Below are 20020 nucleotides of genomic sequence, written 5' to 3'. Positions count from 1 at the left end.
AAATAGTCAAGTAAAAAAATATGAAAATATACGTAATAGGAATAGGATTAATTGGCGGTTCGATGGTGTTGGATATCAAGGACCAACATCCAAATGCAGCTGTTTTTGGAATTGACAGTAACGAAAAACACTTGCAGGAAGCAATTGATTTAGGAGTTATTGATCAGGAAGGACATTTTGAAGATTTGTCAGGAGCTGATTTTGTAATTGTTTCGGTTCCTGTAGATGTGGCACTAACGGTTTTGCCAAAAGTACTGGATTTAGTGGGCGATAAAACAATCGTTTTTGAAGTAGGGTCGACTAAAAAACCAATTTGCGATGCAGTAGCAAGCCACCCAAAGAGAAGAAATTTTATTGCTACACATCCAATAGCCGGTACAGAGTTCTCGGGGCCTTCGGCGGCGATAAGAGGGTTGTTTAAAGGGAAAACGAATATTATTTGCGAGGTGGAAAAAACCACTTTTAAATTGCAGGAAAAGGCATTAAAGCTTTTCAGTGAAATAGGAATGAGGATTCGATACATGGATCCGGTGTCGCACGATAAACACATTGCTTATGTGTCGCATTTATCGCACATCAGTTCATTTATGCTTGGGAAAACGGTCATGAATAAAGAAAAAGACGAACAGGATATTTTCGATATGGCGGGAAGCGGATTTGAAAGTACAGTACGTCTGGCCAAAAGTTCTCCCGCGATGTGGACCCCCATTTTTGAGCAGAATAAAGAATACGTTCTCGAAACTTTAGAAGCATACATTTCAAATCTCAGTCGGTTTAGAGATTTGCTGAAAGAAGAAGATTATAGCGCCATTTTTGAAGAAATGGAAAGCACCAATAAAATTAAAGAAATACTAAACGGATTAACAATTAAAAAATAAACTATAACAAAGATGGAAAATAAGAAAGAAATGAGAAAGTGGTTAGAAGATTTCAATTTAAATCACCCACTTGTGATAGCAGGACCATGCAGCGCAGAGACAGAAGATCAGGTATTGAAAATTGCACATGAGTTGAAAGATTCAAAAGTTAGTGTATTCAGAGCGGGAATCTGGAAACCAAGAACGCGTCCGGGAGGATTTGAAGGTGTTGGAGAAATTGGTTTGAAATGGTTACAAAAAGCAAAAGCTGAAACCGGTTTATTAATGGGAACTGAAGTAGCAACTGCAGCACACTGTAAATTGGCTTTAGAACACGATATCGACGTTTTATGGGTAGGTGCCCGTACAACGGCAAACCCTTTTGCAGTTCAGGAAATTGCAGATACTTTGAAAGGAACAGACAAAATCGTTTTGGTTAAAAACCCGGTAAACCCTGATTTAGCTTTATGGTTAGGTGGTGTGGAGCGTTTGCACATGGCAGGAATCGAAAAATTAGGGGTGATTCACAGAGGATTTTCGACTTACGAAAAAACAAAATACAGAAACATTCCGGAATGGCAAATTGCAATCGAATTGCAAAATAAATTCCCTGATCTGCCATTAATCATCGATCCGTCTCATATTACCGGAAACCGTAACATGATTTTCGAAGTGACTCAGGAAGCATTAGATTTAAATTACGATGGTATGATTATCGAAACGCATTACGATCCGGACAATGCCTGGAGTGATGCCGCTCAACAAGTAACTCCGGATGCCTTGAAGCAAATCATAAAAGATTTGACCATCAGAAAAACAGATGATACTACAGACGAGTACAACCAAAAAATGAAGAAATTAAGAGCAAACATTGATGTTTTGGATGCTAACTTATTAGAGTTGCTTGGAAAACGTATGAAAGTTGCTGATGAAATCGGGCAGGTGAAAAAAGATGCAAACGTTGCGATTCTTCAAAATAACCGTTGGAATGAAATCTTAGGAAAAATGATTTTGGAAGGAGAGAAAAAAGGACTTACCGAAGAATTCGTTTTGAGAATGTTTAAAGCAATTCACCAGGAAAGTATTGGTCACCAGGAAAAAGTTTTCAATGCATAATTTTTTCTAAGCACATAAGTGATATAAGTTAACTAGAACTTTTTAAACGCTGTTCTACGATTTTCTTATGTCACAATTTTAAAAATAGATTGTTTTTTTTACATTAAATCTCCTTTGCTTTTGGGCTTTGGAGATTTTTTTTTGAAATAAATAGTATCTTCCCAACCTTTTGATGTTTTTTGTTCTCTATAAAAGTATAAACCTAAATTTTCGTATCATGAAGTCAAAATTGTTTTCGTCTGTGCCGGGCATTTTTCGGATGAATTTGCATGTATTGTTTTTATTCTTTTTGTTTATGGGAATAAAAAGTTTCGCACAAAGTCCTGAACTAACGGTTAAAGGAGAGGATGCTGAAAAAGTGAGAATGAACAAACTTTTCGTCAATGTAAAAGTGGTAGGAAACATTGCTTATACTACTGCCGAAATGCACTTTTTTAATTCAGGAACCCGTCAGATGGAGGCAGAACTTATTTTTCCGTTACCGGAAAATGTTTCGGTTTCCAGATATGCTATTGATATTAACGGAAAAATACGTGAAGCAGTTCCGGTTAATAAAAATAAAGGGAAACAGGTTTTTGAAGCGATTGAATATCGTCGTGTTGACCCGGGATTACTGGAGAAAGTAGATGGGAATAATTTTAGAACGAGAATTTATCCGTTACTGCCAAATGGAGAACGAACCGTGATTATTGGTTACGAAGAAGAACTTTCGGCTTTTGATAAAGACAATCTGGTGTATCAATTGATGAGCCGTTTTCCAAAAAAATAGATCAGTTTGAAATTAATGTATCAGTTTTAGGAGCTTCAACGGCACCAACAGTTACTGAGAATTCAGGAAACGAGATTACTTTTTCAAAATGGAACCAATCTTTTCAGGCTTCGATCAAAAAAGAAAACTATCAGCCTGCAGAAAAAATAGTTTTTAAAATTCCATTGCAGCAGAATATTTCAAGTGTATTGATGCAGGATGTTGGTGGCCAACATTATTTTTACGGGAATACTTTTGTAGAAGGGAATAAAACAGCGAAAAAGACACTAGCTTCGATTGGTTTAATTTGGGATAACTCGCTTAGCTGTCAGAATAGAGATTTAAAAAAGGAACTGGATTTGTTAAATGTTTATTTCCAGAAAATAAAAAATACAAAAGTTACCCTGTACTTTTTGAATTATACTTTCGAAAAACGAAAAGAATTTGTAGTTTCTGATGGAAATTGGTCCGAATTAAAAGCAGTTTTAGAAAATACGAAATACGATGGCGGAACTCGTTTTTCACAAATCAGTTTTGAAAACCAGGATGAATTTTTATTTTTCACAGATGGATTATCTTCTTTGAGTGAAAATCTTTTACCCAAAACGAGGAAACCTCTTTACATAATTACCTCTTCAGTTTCTTCAGATTTTGCTTTTCTCAACTTTTCTTCAATGAAAACCGGCGGAAATTTCATCAATTTAAATCAGATAAATGCTGAAGCTGCTTTAGATAAATTGGTAAATACTAATTTAAAGTTTCTTGGAATAAAGGAGAATTTAACGGTAACTGATGTATTTCCTATAGAAGGAACTTCGGTTTCGGGAAATTTTAGTTTTTCGGGGATTTCTTTGAATCCGAAAAATGAGATTACACTTCTTTTTGGTTACGGCAACCAAGTAGTTTTGGAACGAAAAATTACGCTTGAAGCTGCTATTCAAGCTACCAAAGAAGTAAATATTGAAAAACTTTGGGCGCAGAAAAAAATTGCCAACCTCGATTTTCAATATGACAAAAATGCAGATGAAATCGAGCTTCTGGGCAAGAAATACGGAATCATAACAAAGAATACTTCATTGATTGTTCTGGAAGATATTCGCGATTATATTTCTTATGATATTATGCCGCCAGCAGAATTGCGTGCCGAATTTGACCGAATTAAAAAACAGGAACATGATGCTACACTGGCGCAGCAAAAAAATAATTGGGAAAGTATTGAAAATTATTTTAAGGAATTAAATATTTGGTGGAAAAAGAATGTTCAATACAAAGGGCAGAAAATTGCGTCTAAGTATAAATACAAAAGGCAACTTCCGCCGCCTGGTTTAGGTAGAGATGGAGGCACAGTTTATCAAGAGACTATAAAAGGAGATCCTGATGCAGTATTGACTGTAGATGAACCTGTTGGCGCAGGAACAGTCGCGACAGTAATTGAAGACAACAATGTATATAATACTGCTTCTGCACCAAAAGTAGATCAGGTTAAATTTGTTGCGCCAGTGGTAGCAAAAGCGGAAGAAGTTACTGAGGATATACCAAAAATTGCTGATATAAAAGATAAAAAAGTAGGAAGCGAAGAAATTAATAAAGTTTCAAACAGCGAAGAATTACAAGAAGTAGTTGTAGTAGGGTATGGTACTCAAAAAAAATCAGATTTAACAGGAGCTCTTGAAGAAGGCACATTAAAAAATAAAGATTTTTCAGAAGATTCAAATTTTAATGGAGGTTATTTAGCCGGAGATTCAAAAAAGCCTTTAATTATTGTTGATGGTCAGTTTTATGAGGGTGAATTAACCGATTTAAAGTCAGATGATATCGCTTCGGTAGAGGTGTTGAAAGATCCGTCGAGAATTTCTACATATGGTAGCAGAGGGGCAAATGGAGTTACTATCATAACAACGAAAAAGGACTTTTCGAATAGTGGAGTTGTAGAAACAAAAAGTTGGAATCCAGATCGATTGTATTTAAAAGCGTTGGCCTCAGCTCCAAAAGAAAAACAATATGATTTGTATTTTGAATTACGAAAAGCACAGGAAAGGAACCCAAGTTTTTATTTTGATGCGGCTCATTTTTTCTACAATCAGGGCGATGTAAAAAAAGCGTTGCTGATCCTTAGTAATATTGCTGATTTAGGGTTAGAGAATCATCAGCTTTATAAAACTTTGACTTATACTTTGCGTCAGTGGAAAGATCATAATGATGCAGTTTTTACTGCAAAACAAGTGGCAAAATGGAGAGAACATGAACCACAGAGTCTTAGAGATTATGCTTTAACACTAGAAGATGCAGGAAAATATCAAGAAGCTTTTGATCAATTAATTAAAGCGCTTGAAGTGAATTATTATGGAGAAATGAGTGGCCAGTATGAAGGTGTAGAGGATATTATTCTAATGGATGTTAATCGAATGATGACAGAACATTCTGGCATAAAAACGGGTAAGCTTGATAAAAAGTACCTTGCAAAAATGCCGGTTGATATCAGAGTTATCATGAACTGGAACCAAATGGATGTTGATTTGGATTTACATGTAATTGAGCCAACAAATGAAGAATGTTATTACAGCCATACTTCTACACAAATTGGAGGAAGATTTTCTAAAGATTTTACAGAAGGTTATGGGCCGGAGCAATATATAATTCGAAATGCAATAAAGGGGAAATATAAAATTAAAACCGATTATTTTGGAGAAACTGAATTAACTGAAAATGGTCCAGCAACATTAATGGTCGAAATTTATATTACAAGAGCAGGAAAAACGTCCAGAACTTTAAAAACGATTCAGTTAGGAAAAGTTAAAGAGAATGATATTTTAGCCGAAATTATCTGGTAAATCTTTCAAATAAAGAGTAAGCCTTTAATTTTAAAAGGCGAAGTTGCGTTGTTCAATTCTAAAAACGTAATTTTGCCTTTTATTTTTTAGTTCAAAGAATAATCTAAAAACTAAAATCAGCAATCTAAAAATATAGAATGACAGGAATCGTATATAAATCTACAGGAAGTTGGTACACTGTGAAATCAGAAAAGGGTGATTTTATAGAATGCCGTATGAAAGGGAAGTTTAGGATGAAGGGTATTAAGAGCACCAATCCAATTGCTGTAGGTGATATTGTTGATTATGAATTGGAGCAAACTTCAGATGCGGTAACCGGAACGATTTTTAATATTCACGAAAGAAAAAACTATATCGTTCGTAAATCGGTTAATTTATCCAAACAGATTCATATCATTGCATCCAATATTGATCAGGTTTTTTTACTGATTACGATTAATAATCCGCCAACAACAACGAGTTTTATAGATCGTTTTTTAGTTACAGCCGAAGCGTATGGAATTGAAGCTGTTTTGATTTTTAATAAAATCGATACTTTGGATGAAAATACTTTGGACGAACAGCTTTATCTACAACACATTTATCAGGAAATAGGATATAAGTGCCTCCGTATTTCTTCGACAGAGAATAAAGGAGTGGATAAGCTTAAAGAAATGATGGTGGGTAAAGTAAGTATGTTTTCCGGACATTCCGGTGTTGGAAAATCAACATTGGTCAATGCGATGGAACCAAGTTTGCATCTTAAAACTACTGTAATTTCAGAACAAAGTAAACAAGGGCAGCACACCACCACTTTTGCCGAAATGTACGATCTGTCTTTTAATGCGCAGATTATCGATACCCCGGGAATAAAAGGTTTTGGAATTGTTGATATGGAACCTTCAGAAATAAGCGGTTATTTTCCGGAATTCTTCCGATTAAAAGATCAGTGCAAGTTTAACAACTGTTTACATAAAGAAGAACCACATTGTGCGATCAAAGCCGCTTTGGAAAAAGATGAAATCGCCTGGTCCCGCTATAATAGTTATCTTAAGATTTTGGAAGGAGACGAAGAGCATTACCGCACGGATACTTATGGTGATGATCGTGCAGCGAGTGATGAAACGAGAAAATAAATTCAGTTAAAAGGTCGATGTTTAAAAAGTTTCGAAAGGACTTTTTTTAACTTTTTGGCTTTATAACTTTCAACTTTAAGACTTACATAAATGAGAATAGTACTGCAAAGAGTTTCAGAAGCATCCGTAACAGTCGATCAGAAAAAAGTTGCAGATATTCAGAAAGGTTTATTGGTTTTAGTGGGAATAGAAGAAGCCGATACGCAGGAAGATATTGATTGGCTGGTGGGTAAAATCATAAAAATGAGAATTTTTGCAGACGAAAACGATGTTATGAATTGTTCAATTCAGGATATCGATGGAGATATTATTGTAGTGAGTCAGTTTACACTTCATGCTTCTACTAAAAAGGGGAATCGTCCTTCATATATAAAAGCGGCAAAACCGGACTTTGCAATACCGATGTATGAGAATTTTTTACAATCCTTAGAAAGGGAATTCAATAAAAAAATACAGGCAGGAATTTTCGGTGCCGATATGAAAGTTGGTCTGGTTAATGACGGACCTGTGACTATTTTAATAGACAGTAAAAACAGAGATTAAAAAAATATTAGACGAGTGTTAAGAATTTCTAAAAAAAAATTATATTTGGCGAAATTACTTACTAAATGAAAAGCCTAGTTCTTACGTTATTTTTCTTCTTTTTCACCTTTGTTTTAACAGCTCAGAAGAGCGAATATAGTTCAGCTGCAATTGCCGACAGTCTTAAAGAAAATGCCAATGCAGTAGTTCGTTTCGATCAGATTGATATAGCGATTTTGTCTCAACGAACTATGAACGCTAAAAATCGTCGTGTTGTTACGGTTTTAAACGAAAAAGGACTTAGCGCAATACAAGCTCATGAATATTATGATAAATCAACTTCGGTGAGGAGTATCGAGGCGGTAGTTTATGATGCTTTTGGTAAGGAAATTAAAAAAGTAAAAAGGAAAGATTTTAAAGATCAGAGCGTTGTTGGAGGTAGTACGCTCTTTTCTGATAGTCGTGTTATATATTTAGACTATACTCCAATTTCCTATCCTTTCACAGTTGAGTTTAGCAGTGAGGTCCAAACTTCTTCAACTGCTTTTATTCCAAGTTGGATGCCTTTAAAAGGGTTTTATACCAGCATTGAAAAAGCAGTTCTAAATGTCGTCTATCCTGCTGATTTGGGATTTAAAAAGAAAGAACTTCAATTTTCAGGGTTCAACGTAAAGAAAACAACCGATACCAGTACGCAGCTTTCTTATACTGCAAGTACTATTTTAGCCCAAAAACAGGAAGATTATAGTCCGGTATACAGAGATCTTTTTCCTAAAGTTATGATGGGATTAGAACATTTTCATCTGGAAGGCGTTGACGGTACCGCCACAAATTGGACTGATTTTGGTAAATGGTATTCTGAAAAAATACTTTCCGGAACAACCGATTTGCCAGAGGAAACCAAAGTTAAAATAAAAGCGATTGTTGGCAACGAAAAAGACCCGATTAAAAAAGCAAAATTGGTTTACGATTTTGTTCAAAAAAAATCCAGATATGTAAGTATTCAAGTTGGAATTGGTGGTTGGAAACCTATGCTGGCGACCGATGTTGACCGCTTGGGTTATGGCGATTGTAAAGCTTTAACCAATTATACTAAAGCACTTTTACAAGCCGTAGATGTTCCGTCTTATAATACAATTTTATACGGAGATTCTAATAAAACAAATATCGAATCTGATTTTGTTTCCATGCAGGGAAATCACATGATTCTATCAATTCCGAATGGCAATCAGTATACCTGGTTAGAATGTACAAGTCAGGACGATCCTTTTGGATATCAGGGAACTTTTACCGATGATAGAGATGTATTGGTTGTTAAACCTGAGGGAGCAGAAATTGTAAGGACTAATATCTATGAAGATAAGGGGAATACTCAAATCGAAAAAGGAACTTATACAATAGATGAAAGCGGACATTTTTCCGGTTCTATTTTAATAAATTCAGAAGGATCTCAATACGCTTCGAAAACACGAATAGAGCATTTACAGCCAACGGAAAAAGAAGCACATTACAAAGAGTATTGGGATAACATCAACAATCTGAAATTGGGTAAAATAACTTTGAACAATAACAAAGAGACAATACGTTTTACCGAAGATGTTCAGCTTAGTGCTTTGAATTATGCAACAGTTTCAGGGAATAAACTAATTTTTGCCGTTGATGCATTTAATCAAAGCGCCACAAACGTAAAGAGAATCCGAAACAGAAAAAACCCCTTTCAGATTCAGCGTGGATATGCAGATACAGACGAGATTGAGGTCAATTTACCAGCAGGTTTTGCTATAGAGTTTTTGCCTTCAAACTTTGAGTTAAAAGGAAAGTTCGGCGAATATAAAACTGAAATCATCAAAAAAGAAAATAATAAATTACTCTACAAACGCTCGCTGTTTTTGAATAAAGGAAAATATTCCAACAAAGAATACGATGACTATCGTCTTTTTATGGAGCAGATAGCAAAAAATGATAATGCCAAAATTATACTAACCAAGAATTAATCAAAATGAAACCAATCAAATTTTTAAGTTTTTTAATTGTGTTGCTCTGTATGTTCAAAGTAACAGCACAAGAGTTTAAATTAGGAAAAGTGTCTGTTGCTGAATTAGAACAGAAAGTACACCCTAAAGATTCATCAGCGGCGGCTGCTATTTTGTATAGAAAAGGAACGGCCAGATTTGAATACGATGAAACGCAAGGCTTTGTTGTGGTAACGGAAGTCGAAACCAGAATTAAAATCTATAAAAAGGAAGGATACGATTGGGCAAATCAAAAAGTATGGTATTATAACGAGAATGACTTTAAAGAAAAGGTAACATTTAGCGATGCAGTTACCTATAATTTAGTGGGAGGTAAAATCGAAAAAACAAAGCTTAAGAGTGATGGAGTGTTTGACGAAGTAGTTAATAAATTCAGAGCGCAAAAAAAGATTACCATGCCTAATGTAAAAGAAGGCTCTGTTCTGGAGTTTAGATATGTTTTAAGATGTCCAAGCGATCGAATGATCAGAGAATGGGATTTTCAAACGAGTATTCCTGTAGATTATTCAGAATTTACAACTTATATTCCGGAGTATTATGTGTTTAATCCAAGACAGAAAGGGTATATTTTTCCCAAAACTACAGTAGAGAAAGCTTTAAAGACGCTCACTTTTACAAGTAAAGAAAGAAATGGTTGGCTGAACAGCTCGACAACATTTTCTACAGACAAATTAGATTATCAGGAAACCAAAACAACTTATGTGGCCAAAGATTTTCCGGCTATGAAAGAGGAGGCTTTTGTAAATAATATTGATAATTATACGGCAAGTATTCAGCATGAACTGTCGATGACTAAATTTCCGCGTGCAGAGTTTAAAATGTATTCAGTAGATTGGAACTCGGTTGTGAAAACGATTTACGAAAACAAGGATTTTGGTGCAGAGTTAAGCAAGACAGGATATTTTGAAGAAGATTTGAAAAAGAAACTGGAGGGGAAAAATAGCCTTGAAGAAAAAATACTCGTTGTTCTGCATCATGTGAAAGAAAATGTGAAATGGAATGATTATTTTGGATATTATACAGATAATGGCGTTAAGAAAGCGTATAAGGAAAAGACAGGAAATATTGCTGATATTAATTTAATGCTTACCGCGATGTTGCGTTATGCGGGCTTAACAGCAAATCCTGTTTTAGTGAGTACACGTTCTAACGGGATTTCGCTTTTTCCAAACAGAACCGCTTTTAATTATGTGATTGCGGCAGTTGAAACGCCAGAGGGGAATATACTTCTAGATGCTTCAGATAAGTATTCAACCCCTAATGTTTTGCCACTTAGAGCCCTAAATTGGTACGGTCGATTGATTAGAAAAGACGGAAGCTCTGAAGAGGTAGATTTGATGCCTAAAAAATCGTCGAATGACATTGTATTTATGAATTATAGTGTTGATCCTGATGGTAAAATCACAGGAAAAGCTAGAAGACAGTGTACGGATTACAATGCTGTGATTACGAGACATAACATTTCCAGTCTCAAAGAAGAGGAATATCTGGAAAAATTGGAAAATCAAAACAATAAAATTGAAATCAGTGAGTACTCAAAAACCAATGAAAAAGATATTCTATTGCCTATTGTAGAATCGTACTCTTTTACAGGAAGTAATTTATGTGAAGTAATTGGCGGTAAAATATATGTGAGTCCTATGTTGTTTTTTGCAAATCAGGAAAACCCATTCAAACAGGAAGTGAGAGAATATCCGGTAGATTTTGGTTTCCCGTTTACTGATAAATACAATATTACGCTTAAAATTCCTGAAGGATTCGCAGTAGAAACATTACCTGCGCCAGCGATTTTTAATATGGAAGAGAATTTAGGAACTTTTAAGTTTAACATTGCAGCAAACGATAATCTTTTACAAATCACAGTGCAACACCAGATTAATGATGCAATTGTATCTACTGAAAAATATGAAATGCTAAAAGAGTATTACAAAGGGATGATCGCTAAAGAAACAGAGAAAATTGTTTTAAAGAGAATCTAGCGGTATTAAAAGATTAGAATTATTTTTGTTGAAAAATAGAACTATGGATTTGAAAAATGCACAACTAGATGTCGATACCTGGATTAAAGAACACGGCGTTCGTTATTTTAACGAATTAACCAATATGGCACAACTTACAGAAGAAGTAGGTGAAGTCGCTCGTATTATTGCCCGCAGGTATGGAGAACAGTCAGAGAAAGAAAGCGATAAAAATAAAGATTTAGGAGAAGAACTGGCCGATGTTGTTTTTGTAGTACTCTGTCTGGCCAATCAAACCGGAATAGATTTACAAGCTGCTTTTGATAAAAAAATGGATTTAAAATCAGTTCGCGATAAAGACCGTCATAAAAACAACGATAAATTAAAATAATGTGATAAGTCCTGGTAAAGTTTTGGAGTGTCCTTTATTTAAAATAGATTTGCAAAAATGCTATAATATAATTACCCAATAATGAATTTACTACTCCAAACCACTCAACATAATTTACAAGGACAAATTGCAGTAACCGGATCAAAAAGCGAAACCAATCGTTTGTTGTTATTAAAAGCACTGTTCCCAAATATTACTTTAGCCAATACTTCAAACTCCGATGATAGTGAGGTAATGCAAAAAGCACTAATTGGCCATGACGAAATCATAGACATTCATCATGCAGGAACGGCGATGCGTTTTTTAACAGCCTACTTTGCAGTAAATGAAGGCCGCGAAGTAGTCATGACGGGTTCCAGCAGAATGCAGGAGCGCCCAATAAAGATTTTGGTAGAAGCTTTAGAACAATTGGGAGTTGAGATTTCTTATGAAAAAGAAGAAGGTTATCCGCCAATTCGAATCAAAGGAAAAAAAGTAACCGCTTCAAAAGTAACTTTGGCAGCCAACGTAAGCAGTCAGTATATTTCGGCACTTTTATTAGTGGCACCAAAACTGGAGAATGGCTTAGAATTGACTTTAGAAGGTGAAATCACTTCGATTCCATACATCAAAATGACTTTGGCTTTGCTAAATGATTTAGATATTCAGACCAGTTTTGAAGGAAATGTGATCAAAGTATATCCAAAAACAGAAGTAGCTTCTAAAGAAATGGTAGTAGAATCAGATTGGAGTTCGGCTTCGTACTTCTTTAGTTTAGTGGCTTTGGCAGATACTGCTTCTATAACGTTAAGCAGTTACAAGGAAAACAGCTTACAAGGAGATTCTGAATTGGTATCACTTTATGAAAAATTGGGAGTGAAAACTACTTTTCAGAACAATAAAATGACTTTGGTCAAACAAGAGGATTTTAAGTTTGAAAATGTAAATTTTGAATTGAACAATACTCCGGATATTGCGCAAACAATAGTAGTAACTTGTTTAGGTTTGGGAATAGGCTGTCATTTAACAGGTCTTCATACCTTGAAAATTAAAGAGACAGACCGATTGGAAGCGTTGCGAATCGAGCTTACAAAATTAGGGGCTGACATTTCAGTAACCAATGACAGTTTGACTTTGGTGGCATCAGAAAATATTAAGCACAATGTGAAGATTGCGACTTACAATGATCACCGCATGGCAATGGCATTTGCACCCTTGGCTTTAAAAGTGCCTATTGTTATTGAAGATGCCGAAGTAGTTTCAAAATCATACCCTGATTTCTGGAATGATTTGAAAGTATTAAACTTTGAAATTGTCGAAACACTATAAAAAATAGAAGCTCATTTAAGAGCTGAACATAATTCAATAACCTCCGGTTCCAACCGGAGGTTTTTTTGTGGATTTATTTTTGATTTTGATCGGGAAAAGCAACAGCGATTTTTCAGGAGTTCGGATTAAATGAACTTTGGTTTCTTCTAAAGTTAAAGAAAAGCTAAAACTTTCATTTTTAAGGAACTCTAAGGGGCAGTAAACCAAAGACTTTTGAAAATAAACAGCAAAACACTTGACAACGCCTATCTCACAATCGTATATTTGCACACGATTTACAATTTTAGATAAAAAAATCTAAAATCTACACTCTAAAATCAGCAATGTCAATATGAAATTATCACATTTTCAATTCAATTTACCAAAAGAACTTTTAGCGGAATTTCCAGCAGAAAACAGAGATGAGTCTCGTTTAATGGTAATCGATCGTCAAAAACAAACTATAGAGCACAAAATGTTCAAAGATGTTATCAATTATTTTGATGACGGAGACGTTTTGATCCTTAACAATACTAAAGTTTTCCCGGCACGTTTGTACGGAAATAAAGAAAAAACAGGAGCAAGAATTGAAGTTTTCTTATTAAGAGAATTAAACTCAGAGCAGCGTCTATGGGACGTTTTGGTTGATCCGGCCCGTAAAATCAGAATTGGTAACAAACTTTATTTTGGCGATGACGATTCGTTAGTGGCTGAGGTAATCGACAACACCACTTCACGTGGTAGAACTTTACGTTTCTTATACGACGGTTCTTACGAAGAATTCAGAAATAAATTGACAGAACTTGGAGAAACTCCGATTCCTAAATACATCAACAGAGAAGTAACTGCTGAAGATGCTGAAAGATACCAGACCATTTATGCAAAAGAAGAAGGAGCTGTAGCAGCACCAACTGCAGGTTTACACTTCTCGAAACACCTTTTGAAAAAATTAGAAATTAAAGGAGTAAATTTTGCAGAAGTAACACTTCACGTAGGTTTAGGAACTTTTAACCCGGTTGAGGTTGAAGATTTGTCCAAACACAAAATGGATTCTGAAGAATTGATCATCAGACAAGAAGCGTGTGATATCGTAAATGCTGCAAAAACAGGTAGAAAACGTATCTGTGCGGTTGGAACAACTTCAATGCGTGCCATCGAAAGTTCAGTTTCCTCTCAAAATACTTTAAATCCGTATGAAGGCTGGACGAATAAATTTATTTTCCCTCCTCACGATTTTAGTATTGCCAACTGTATGATTACAAACTTCCACACACCAAAATCAACATTATTAATGATGATTTCTGCTTTCTGTGGTCATGATTTAATGAAAAGAGCTTACGAAGAAGCGATCAAAGAAGAATACAAATTCTATTCTTACGGAGATGCAATGTTAATTCTTTAATTAGAATTTATCTTATAGACAGACCCGACAGGTTTTTAAAACTTGTCGGGTTTTTTATTTTATAATGGTTTCAAGTTTCAAGTTTCAAGTTTCAAGTTTCAGGTTTCAGGTTTCAGGTTCTGTTGGTAACTTGAAACCTGAAACTTGAAACAAAATAAACAATTTTTGTTATTTTAGCATTCAAAACAAAAACACAATGACTTTTCAAAATACACGCGAATTCGCGAAACAACTCGATTCAGAGGATATTTTAAATCACTATCAGGACCAATTTATATTTCCAAAAGTTAATGACAAAAGAGTGATTTATTTCACCGGAAACTCTTTAGGATTACAGCCAAAACGTACCAAAGCTTATATTGATGAAGTGATGAACGATTGGGCAGATCTTGCCGTAGAAGGTCACTTTTATGCCGAAAAACCATGGTGGGATTATCAGGAAAGATTCGCCCAACCTCTGAGTAAAATAGTGGGAGCTTTACCTTCTGAAGTAACGGTAATGAATACTTTGACTGTAAATCTTCATTTGTTAATGGTTTCTTTTTATCAGCCAACCGCAACCCGTTACAAAATCATCTGTGAGGAAAAAGCATTTCCTTCAGATCAATATATGTTTCAGAGTCAGGTACATTTTCATGGTTATAAAACAGAAGATGCGATTGTAGAAATTAAACGCCGTGAAGGAGAACATAATATTCGCCTTGAAGATATTCTGGCCAAAATTGAAGAAGTTGGAGATGAATTGGCTTTAGTATTAATAGGAGGAGTAAATTATTATACCGGGCAGGTTTTCGATATGAAAACCATTACCGCTGCAGGTCAAAAAGCAGGAGCAAAAGTGGGTTGGGATCTGGCACATGCAGCCGGAAATATTAAACTACAGCTTCACGACTGGAATGTAGATTTTGCTGCCTGGTGCAGTTATAAATATATGAACTCAGGACCGGGAAATGCTTCAGGCTGTTTTGTACATGAAAAACATCACAACAACCCGGACTTACCAAGATTTGCCGGATGGTGGGGACATAACAAGGAACGTCGTTTTAAAATGGAGCCTAATTTTGATCCGGTTCATGGAGCAGACGGTTGGCAAATTAGTAATTTACCAATACTTTCCTTAGCACCTTATTTGGCTTCCGTTGAAATGTTTGCTGAGGTTGGAATGGATAACCTGATCGCAAAAAGAGATAAAATTACCGCTTATTTAGAGTTTATCCTACATGAAATTGATAAAGAGGTAAAAGGCAATTTTGAGATTATAACACCTTCAAATCTTAGTGAAAGAGCTTCTCAGCTTTCTGTTTTTCTACATGGAGAAGGAAGAAGCTTATTTGATTACCTGATGAAAAATGGAGTGATAACAGATTGGCGTGAACCCAATGTAATCCGTCTGGCACCCGTTCCGTTGTATTGTTCGTATGAAGACATGTATGATTTTGGGCAGATTCTTAAAAAAGGAATTTTAGGAGAATAAGTCAAAGTATAATCCCATGCAGATTCAAATAGATTGAAGTAGTTCTTTAAAAATCATTTTAATCTTTATAATCTGTGGCGAAACAGAACCTTCAAATTCTATAAGTTTTCTGCAAAATCCTGTAACCTTCCAGAAAAAAGTTCTTCTTTACTTTGTAGTGTAATAATTTTTTAAACTACAATCTCATGAAAGCTTTATATATTTTTATAGCTGCGGTATTTCTTGTTTCTTGCCAGAATCAGGGAAAAGAGGATATCAATAAAGCAAAACAAGCTAGTATTGATTCGATGAAAGTTGAAATCAGTAAACAAAGAGTTATTGATTCGATGAGAACGGAAATGGCAAAGATCAGAGAAGAGCAAAAGGTAGAGGCACAACAAAAGTTAGAAACACAAAAAGTGGTAGTGGTCAATCAAAAAGCTGACGGAACCCTGACTGCAACACAAACCACTCCCAAAAAGAAAGGTTGGAGTTCAGCTGCTAAAGGAGCTGTAATAGGTGCCGGAGTAGGAGCAGTGACAGGAGCCATTGTTAGCAAGAGAAAAGGTGAAGGTGCAATAATAGGCGGTTTAGCCGGGGCAGGTGTTGGAGCCGGAACCGGAGCTATTATCGATGGCAGCAAAAAGAAAAAAGAGTAAACTAGAAAACAGTTTTAAAATAAAACCGCCGATTTAAATTTTAAATCGGCGGTTTCTTTATACCAACTCACAAGTTGGAACTTTAATTGTAGCCAGTTCCAGTTTGTAAAAATCGAATTGGTATTTAATTTTTTCGGGATCTTCCTGAAAATAGAAAGAAGACGAAAACAAATTTTCATAATAGGCAATTCCTTCTAAGAGATTAGCTTTAAAAACAGTCCATTTCTTTAATTGGGCATTGGTGATTTCTCCCGAAATGTTACTTATTTCATTCCTAAAGTAATCGATATACATTTTTAATTCCTTTACAAATAGATTAGGCCTGTTATTAGCCCTCAGAATTGATTTATTTCCATAAATATGTGCCAGCATATCAGACAAAGAAACTTCTTGATCAAAATAGGCCATATTAGGGCCTGGACAGATAACAACTCCCTGCGCCTGACCTTTTATCTGAATATTATTTTCTAAATAAGATGCATTGGCCAATCCGACGCATAAACAGGCTTTTTCGGTGATCGAAAACTTCTCTCTCTCGTAAGCTTCCTCCGAAAGACTATTTTTTTTAGCATCTAATTCTGCCAGTTTAATGTCCTGAAATTTCTTCGACGCTGTGCAAATTCCATGTGGATCATATTCCTTACTCAAGGCCAGGAATTTTTTCGGGCAGGAACTTCCCGCTTTATTTTGCTCGATTCTTTTTTGCTTTAAAGCCTCATTTGTAGTGCCTTTTAACGTGTTAAACGGAACTCCCAGTGGAGAAATGTGGCTCAGATACAAGTCTTTTTCTTTAGCATCCATTAATAATTTACGAGTCGCGGGGTCTACAGAAGTTGCTTCGGGAACCAGTAAAAAAGGAGATCCCCATCCTACAGAGTTCACTTCGTAATTTTGCAATAAAAAATCGTGTTCTTCGGCAGTACCTACGCCTCCCTGAACCGTAATTTTCAAAGGCAGTGGTGCTTCAGGGACATGAACTTGTTTTTGCTGTAATACCTTTGTCATCAATTCATGTGCAGACTGAATAAGCTGATTCTTTTTCTGCCTGAATTCTTCTAAAATCGGACCTAGTAAAAGACCTTCAGTGGCAAAAGCATGTCCGCCGCAGTTTAGCCCTGATTCTATGCGGTATTCAGAAACCCAAAGGCCTTTTTTGGCCAGGAAATTTCCCTGTATCATAGCCGATCTGAAATCGCTGACTTTTAGAATGATTCTCTTTTTAAGTTCGTTTTTACTATTGGGAAAGAAATCTGAAAAATTTTCGAAATAGCTGTACAATTTCGGATTCATTCCGGCAGAAAGTACCACCGAAGATTCAAGATCACTATTAGCGAAACCTCGTAAAGCAGCATGAGCATCATTAAATTCAATCGGAAGCTGTTCGTTTTTTTCAAAATTATCTTTATCGATTTTGGTCATGATATTCACATCAATACAACCGGGTGAAAGATGTGATTCAATGTAGTTTTGGATATTTTCTTTAAAAGAAATCCCGTCCTCCAGTAAATTCTGAAACCCCTTTTTGATGTCGGAAGTATTCGGTAACATCGCAATGTAGTTTTCTAACGCAGTTTTACTTTCGATTAATTCCGTTTTAAAATTTTCAAATTTCTCTTTCACAATTTTATCGACCAAATTGAGATATGAAGTAATGCGCTGTGCCCTGTAGTCCTGAAATTTTTGACTTATCTCTTCGTACGGAAAATTAAATTTAGTACTGTAAAAATTACGCATCTTCTCAATCAGATCATCATCAGCGATAGAAATTACAGACGAAATACCAAATTGTGCCACTCGAATCGGACTGTCAATTGTATATGCGAGACCCATTACAGGAATATGAAAAGTGTGTAACGATGGTTTTGCCATTTGTTTTTAAATTAAAATAAAAGCAAATGTTGGGAAAATAAAATTCAAAAAACCTGATAAATATCAGGTTTGCAGTTTATTATTCCTTTGACCTTATCCGAAATGAAACTCTTCCGAAGAATAAATAAGTTAAATTAAAATTTGGGTAAAAGACGCTGCAATACTTCTCCATAGAAAATTGTAAAAAGATTTTTCGGGAATTCGGTCCAATTCAACATCAGCAGTTTTAGATGTTGCTCCCGAGTCATCTTTGAGTACTAAATTGGCAACTGCAGTTTTTAGTTTCGCCTCCTTTTCAGGATGTTTCTTTTTAAAGAGTTTTACTTTTAAATTTTCATAGTCCAGCAAAGCGTTTCCTTTAACGTTATCATCGTTTCCGTAAAAATCAAATTGATATTTATGGAATTTGCCGGTAAAAGTAGTGTTGATGTAAGGTTTGGTAAAACGTTCCATCGCGGCAACATTGAAACGGGAGATTGTCCCCTCAATATGAAAACTATCTTTAGGATCGAGAACATTAAAACTCCAATCAACATGTAAAGGAGACGTTTTCATGAACAGGCAATTGATTTTAATTTTCACATCAGCAGTTTTCTTTAAAGCAAAACCGCTTTTCAGATGGATAGCCTGCAAATTGAAATTGTCAAAATTTAGAATCCCGGGACCTTTTGAAAAGTCAATTTCTTCCTCATAAACCAATTTTGATTTTAAAATCCGGATCGTATCAATCTGCAGAGGAAACTTAATTTTTCGCAATAAGGCATTGTAAAGATATTTTTTACTCAAATCATCTTTCGGTATTTTATTGCGATAGATATTAGCGTTCAAATGATGAGCAACCAATGAGTTGGCTTTGAAGAAAAATTGCTCTTTTTTAAAACCCCAATCCATTTTTTCAATGTCGGCCGAATCCAGTTTTAGCGTATAGATATCTTTCTCTTTGTCGAGTTTTTGAACAAATTCTTTTCGATTAAATTCAGGCAAATAAGAAAAATCCTTAAGCCTTAGAAATTGATTTTCACTACTGATTTTGCCAATATTCAGGCGATAAAAGGCATTGGGTTTAAAATATAAACTATCACAGACCAAAACATACTTTTCAAAATGCATGGGAATTTTTTCTTTTAAAGTAGTAGCAGTAACCAAAATTCCCTCGAGCTTTAGAATCATTTTTTTGATGCTAAAAATAGGTTGGTTATGGTTCAGCGAAACCACATCAACACTTCCTTCGTTCAAATAGATATTGGAAACCGCAATTATTTTCTGAAAAGGGGTTATAATTTCTGTTTGAATACTTCTGCTATTGTTTAAAAGCTTATCCCCTTTTTTATATAAAATAACGCGGGGTTTGTTGATGATGATACTTTCGGCTTGAATAATATCGCGAAAGGCCAGATCCCAAATGTTAAAATGACGAATCGTAATGGATTCAATTTTGGAGTAGATTCCGTTTTTAGTTTTGCTGTTCTGAAGTTGATTTTTGGGATGGATCAGTAAGGTTTGCGCATTGATGCTTCGGCTCCATAATGAGACTTCGATTTTTTCGTAATGAATCGAATAAGCAGTTTTGTTTTTTTCGTGTACAATAAGAGGCAATTGTTTTTTTATCCAATAGTTGAGGCCAATATCGAATAAAATCACAAAAAAAAGGACTGAAATGATACCGATCGCTATTTTTTTATAGATTGACATTTATAGTATTGATTTTAAATACATAAATTTAGACTTTTAAAAGAGATGTTTCTTACAGGATTTTAAATTTAAGTTACATCATTGCAA

General features: G+C 35.2%; 15 protein-coding genes. 13 read left to right on the top strand and 2 right to left on the bottom strand.

Translation table 11 applies throughout. The features are described from left to right. Positions 1-20: 20 nt before the first annotated feature. From M4I44_RS02475 to M4I44_RS02415, 13 genes are all read left to right on the top strand, one after another. A complete protein-coding gene (locus M4I44_RS02475) occupies positions 21-878 on the top strand; it encodes a prephenate dehydrogenase (RefSeq protein WP_017496172.1) in 858 nt (285 codons plus the stop codon). A gap of 12 nt (positions 879-890) precedes the next feature. After that, positions 891-1973: a bifunctional 3-deoxy-7-phosphoheptulonate synthase/chorismate mutase type II gene (locus M4I44_RS02470; protein WP_249966418.1), complete on the top strand. Its 1083-nt coding sequence runs from the start codon at positions 891-893 to the stop codon at positions 1971-1973. Positions 1974-2190: 217 nt separating this feature from the next. After that, positions 2191-2742, top strand: coding sequence for a VIT domain-containing protein (locus M4I44_RS02465; protein WP_249966417.1), 552 nt, complete (start codon positions 2191-2193; stop codon positions 2740-2742). Between the two features lie 164 nt (positions 2743-2906). Continuing rightward, a complete protein-coding gene (locus tag M4I44_RS02460) occupies positions 2907-5552 on the top strand; it encodes a TonB-dependent receptor plug domain-containing protein (protein ID WP_249966416.1) in 2646 nt (881 codons plus the stop codon). A 137-nt stretch (positions 5553-5689) separates the two neighbouring features. Continuing rightward, on the top strand, positions 5690-6667 hold the full coding sequence (gene rsgA, locus M4I44_RS02455; RefSeq protein ID WP_026109952.1) for a ribosome small subunit-dependent GTPase A: 978 nt from the start codon (positions 5690-5692) through the stop codon (positions 6665-6667). A gap of 90 nt (positions 6668-6757) precedes the next feature. Then, on the top strand, positions 6758-7210 hold the full coding sequence (dtd, locus tag M4I44_RS02450) for a D-aminoacyl-tRNA deacylase (protein WP_017496168.1): 453 nt from the start codon (positions 6758-6760) through the stop codon (positions 7208-7210). Between the two features lie 65 nt (positions 7211-7275). Continuing rightward, positions 7276-9183 (top strand): DUF3857 domain-containing protein, encoded by a 1908-nt coding sequence (locus tag M4I44_RS02445; RefSeq protein ID WP_249966415.1) that lies wholly within the window; start codon positions 7276-7278, stop codon positions 9181-9183. Between the two features lie 50 nt (positions 9184-9233). Further along, a complete protein-coding gene (locus tag M4I44_RS02440) occupies positions 9234-11201 on the top strand; it encodes a DUF3857 domain-containing protein (protein WP_249966414.1) in 1968 nt (655 codons plus the stop codon). 43 nt (positions 11202-11244) lie between these two features. Then, positions 11245-11571: a nucleotide pyrophosphohydrolase gene (locus tag M4I44_RS02435; RefSeq protein ID WP_012022600.1), complete on the top strand. Its 327-nt coding sequence runs from the start codon at positions 11245-11247 to the stop codon at positions 11569-11571. Positions 11572-11652: 81 nt separating this feature from the next. Next, positions 11653-12879, top strand: coding sequence for a 3-phosphoshikimate 1-carboxyvinyltransferase (gene aroA, locus M4I44_RS02430; protein ID WP_017496165.1), 1227 nt, complete (start codon positions 11653-11655; stop codon positions 12877-12879). Between the two features lie 331 nt (positions 12880-13210). Continuing rightward, positions 13211-14260, top strand: coding sequence for a tRNA preQ1(34) S-adenosylmethionine ribosyltransferase-isomerase QueA (gene queA, locus M4I44_RS02425; protein ID WP_017496163.1), 1050 nt, complete (start codon positions 13211-13213; stop codon positions 14258-14260). 196 nt (positions 14261-14456) lie between these two features. Next, on the top strand, positions 14457-15734 hold the full coding sequence (gene kynU / locus M4I44_RS02420; RefSeq protein ID WP_249966413.1) for a kynureninase: 1278 nt from the start codon (positions 14457-14459) through the stop codon (positions 15732-15734). A gap of 185 nt (positions 15735-15919) precedes the next feature. Continuing rightward, positions 15920-16372, top strand: coding sequence for a glycine zipper family protein (locus M4I44_RS02415; protein WP_249966412.1), 453 nt, complete (start codon positions 15920-15922; stop codon positions 16370-16372). 57 nt (positions 16373-16429) lie between these two features. Here M4I44_RS02415 and M4I44_RS02410 read toward each other — a convergent pair whose 3' ends face one another. Together M4I44_RS02410 and M4I44_RS02405 are read right to left on the bottom strand one after the other, a co-directional pair. Then, positions 16430-18241, bottom strand: a complete 1812-nt coding sequence (locus M4I44_RS02410; protein ID WP_249966411.1) for a hypothetical protein — start codon at positions 18239-18241, stop codon at positions 16430-16432. Positions 18242-18370: 129 nt separating this feature from the next. Further along, on the bottom strand, positions 18371-19933 hold the full coding sequence (locus tag M4I44_RS02405) for a hypothetical protein (RefSeq protein ID WP_249966410.1): 1563 nt from the start codon (positions 19931-19933) through the stop codon (positions 18371-18373). Between the last annotated feature and the right edge of the window lie 87 nt (positions 19934-20020).

It is taken from the genome of Flavobacterium sp. B183, from assembly GCF_023539155.1.
Taxonomy (GTDB): domain Bacteria; phylum Bacteroidota; class Bacteroidia; order Flavobacteriales; family Flavobacteriaceae; genus Flavobacterium; species Flavobacterium tructae.
Note: the sequence above shows the minus strand (reverse complement) of the source record. Positions and strands in the feature narration are given on the sequence as shown.

Coding starts and splice junctions, on each gene's coding strand:
- M4I44_RS02470 (WP_249966418.1), top strand. CDS start 891: ATGGAAAATAAGAAAGAAATGAGAAAGTGGTTAGAAGATTTCAATTTA.
- M4I44_RS02440 (WP_249966414.1), top strand. CDS start 9,234: ATGTTCAAAGTAACAGCACAAGAGTTTAAATTAGGAAAAGTGTCTGTT.
- M4I44_RS02435 (WP_012022600.1), top strand. CDS start 11,245: ATGGATTTGAAAAATGCACAACTAGATGTCGATACCTGGATTAAAGAA.
- M4I44_RS02415 (WP_249966412.1), top strand. CDS start 15,920: ATGAAAGCTTTATATATTTTTATAGCTGCGGTATTTCTTGTTTCTTGC.
- aroA (WP_017496165.1), top strand. CDS start 11,653: ATGAATTTACTACTCCAAACCACTCAACATAATTTACAAGGACAAATT.
- dtd (WP_017496168.1), top strand. CDS start 6,758: ATGAGAATAGTACTGCAAAGAGTTTCAGAAGCATCCGTAACAGTCGAT.
- M4I44_RS02475 (WP_017496172.1), top strand. CDS start 21: ATGAAAATATACGTAATAGGAATAGGATTAATTGGCGGTTCGATGGTG.
- M4I44_RS02405 (WP_249966410.1), bottom strand. CDS start 19,933: ATGTCAATCTATAAAAAAATAGCGATCGGTATCATTTCAGTCCTTTTT.
- M4I44_RS02410 (WP_249966411.1), bottom strand. CDS start 18,241: ATGGCAAAACCATCGTTACACACTTTTCATATTCCTGTAATGGGTCTC.
- kynU (WP_249966413.1), top strand. CDS start 14,457: ATGACTTTTCAAAATACACGCGAATTCGCGAAACAACTCGATTCAGAG.
- M4I44_RS02465 (WP_249966417.1), top strand. CDS start 2,191: ATGAAGTCAAAATTGTTTTCGTCTGTGCCGGGCATTTTTCGGATGAAT.
- queA (WP_017496163.1), top strand. CDS start 13,211: ATGAAATTATCACATTTTCAATTCAATTTACCAAAAGAACTTTTAGCG.
- M4I44_RS02445 (WP_249966415.1), top strand. CDS start 7,276: ATGAAAAGCCTAGTTCTTACGTTATTTTTCTTCTTTTTCACCTTTGTT.
- rsgA (WP_026109952.1), top strand. CDS start 5,690: ATGACAGGAATCGTATATAAATCTACAGGAAGTTGGTACACTGTGAAA.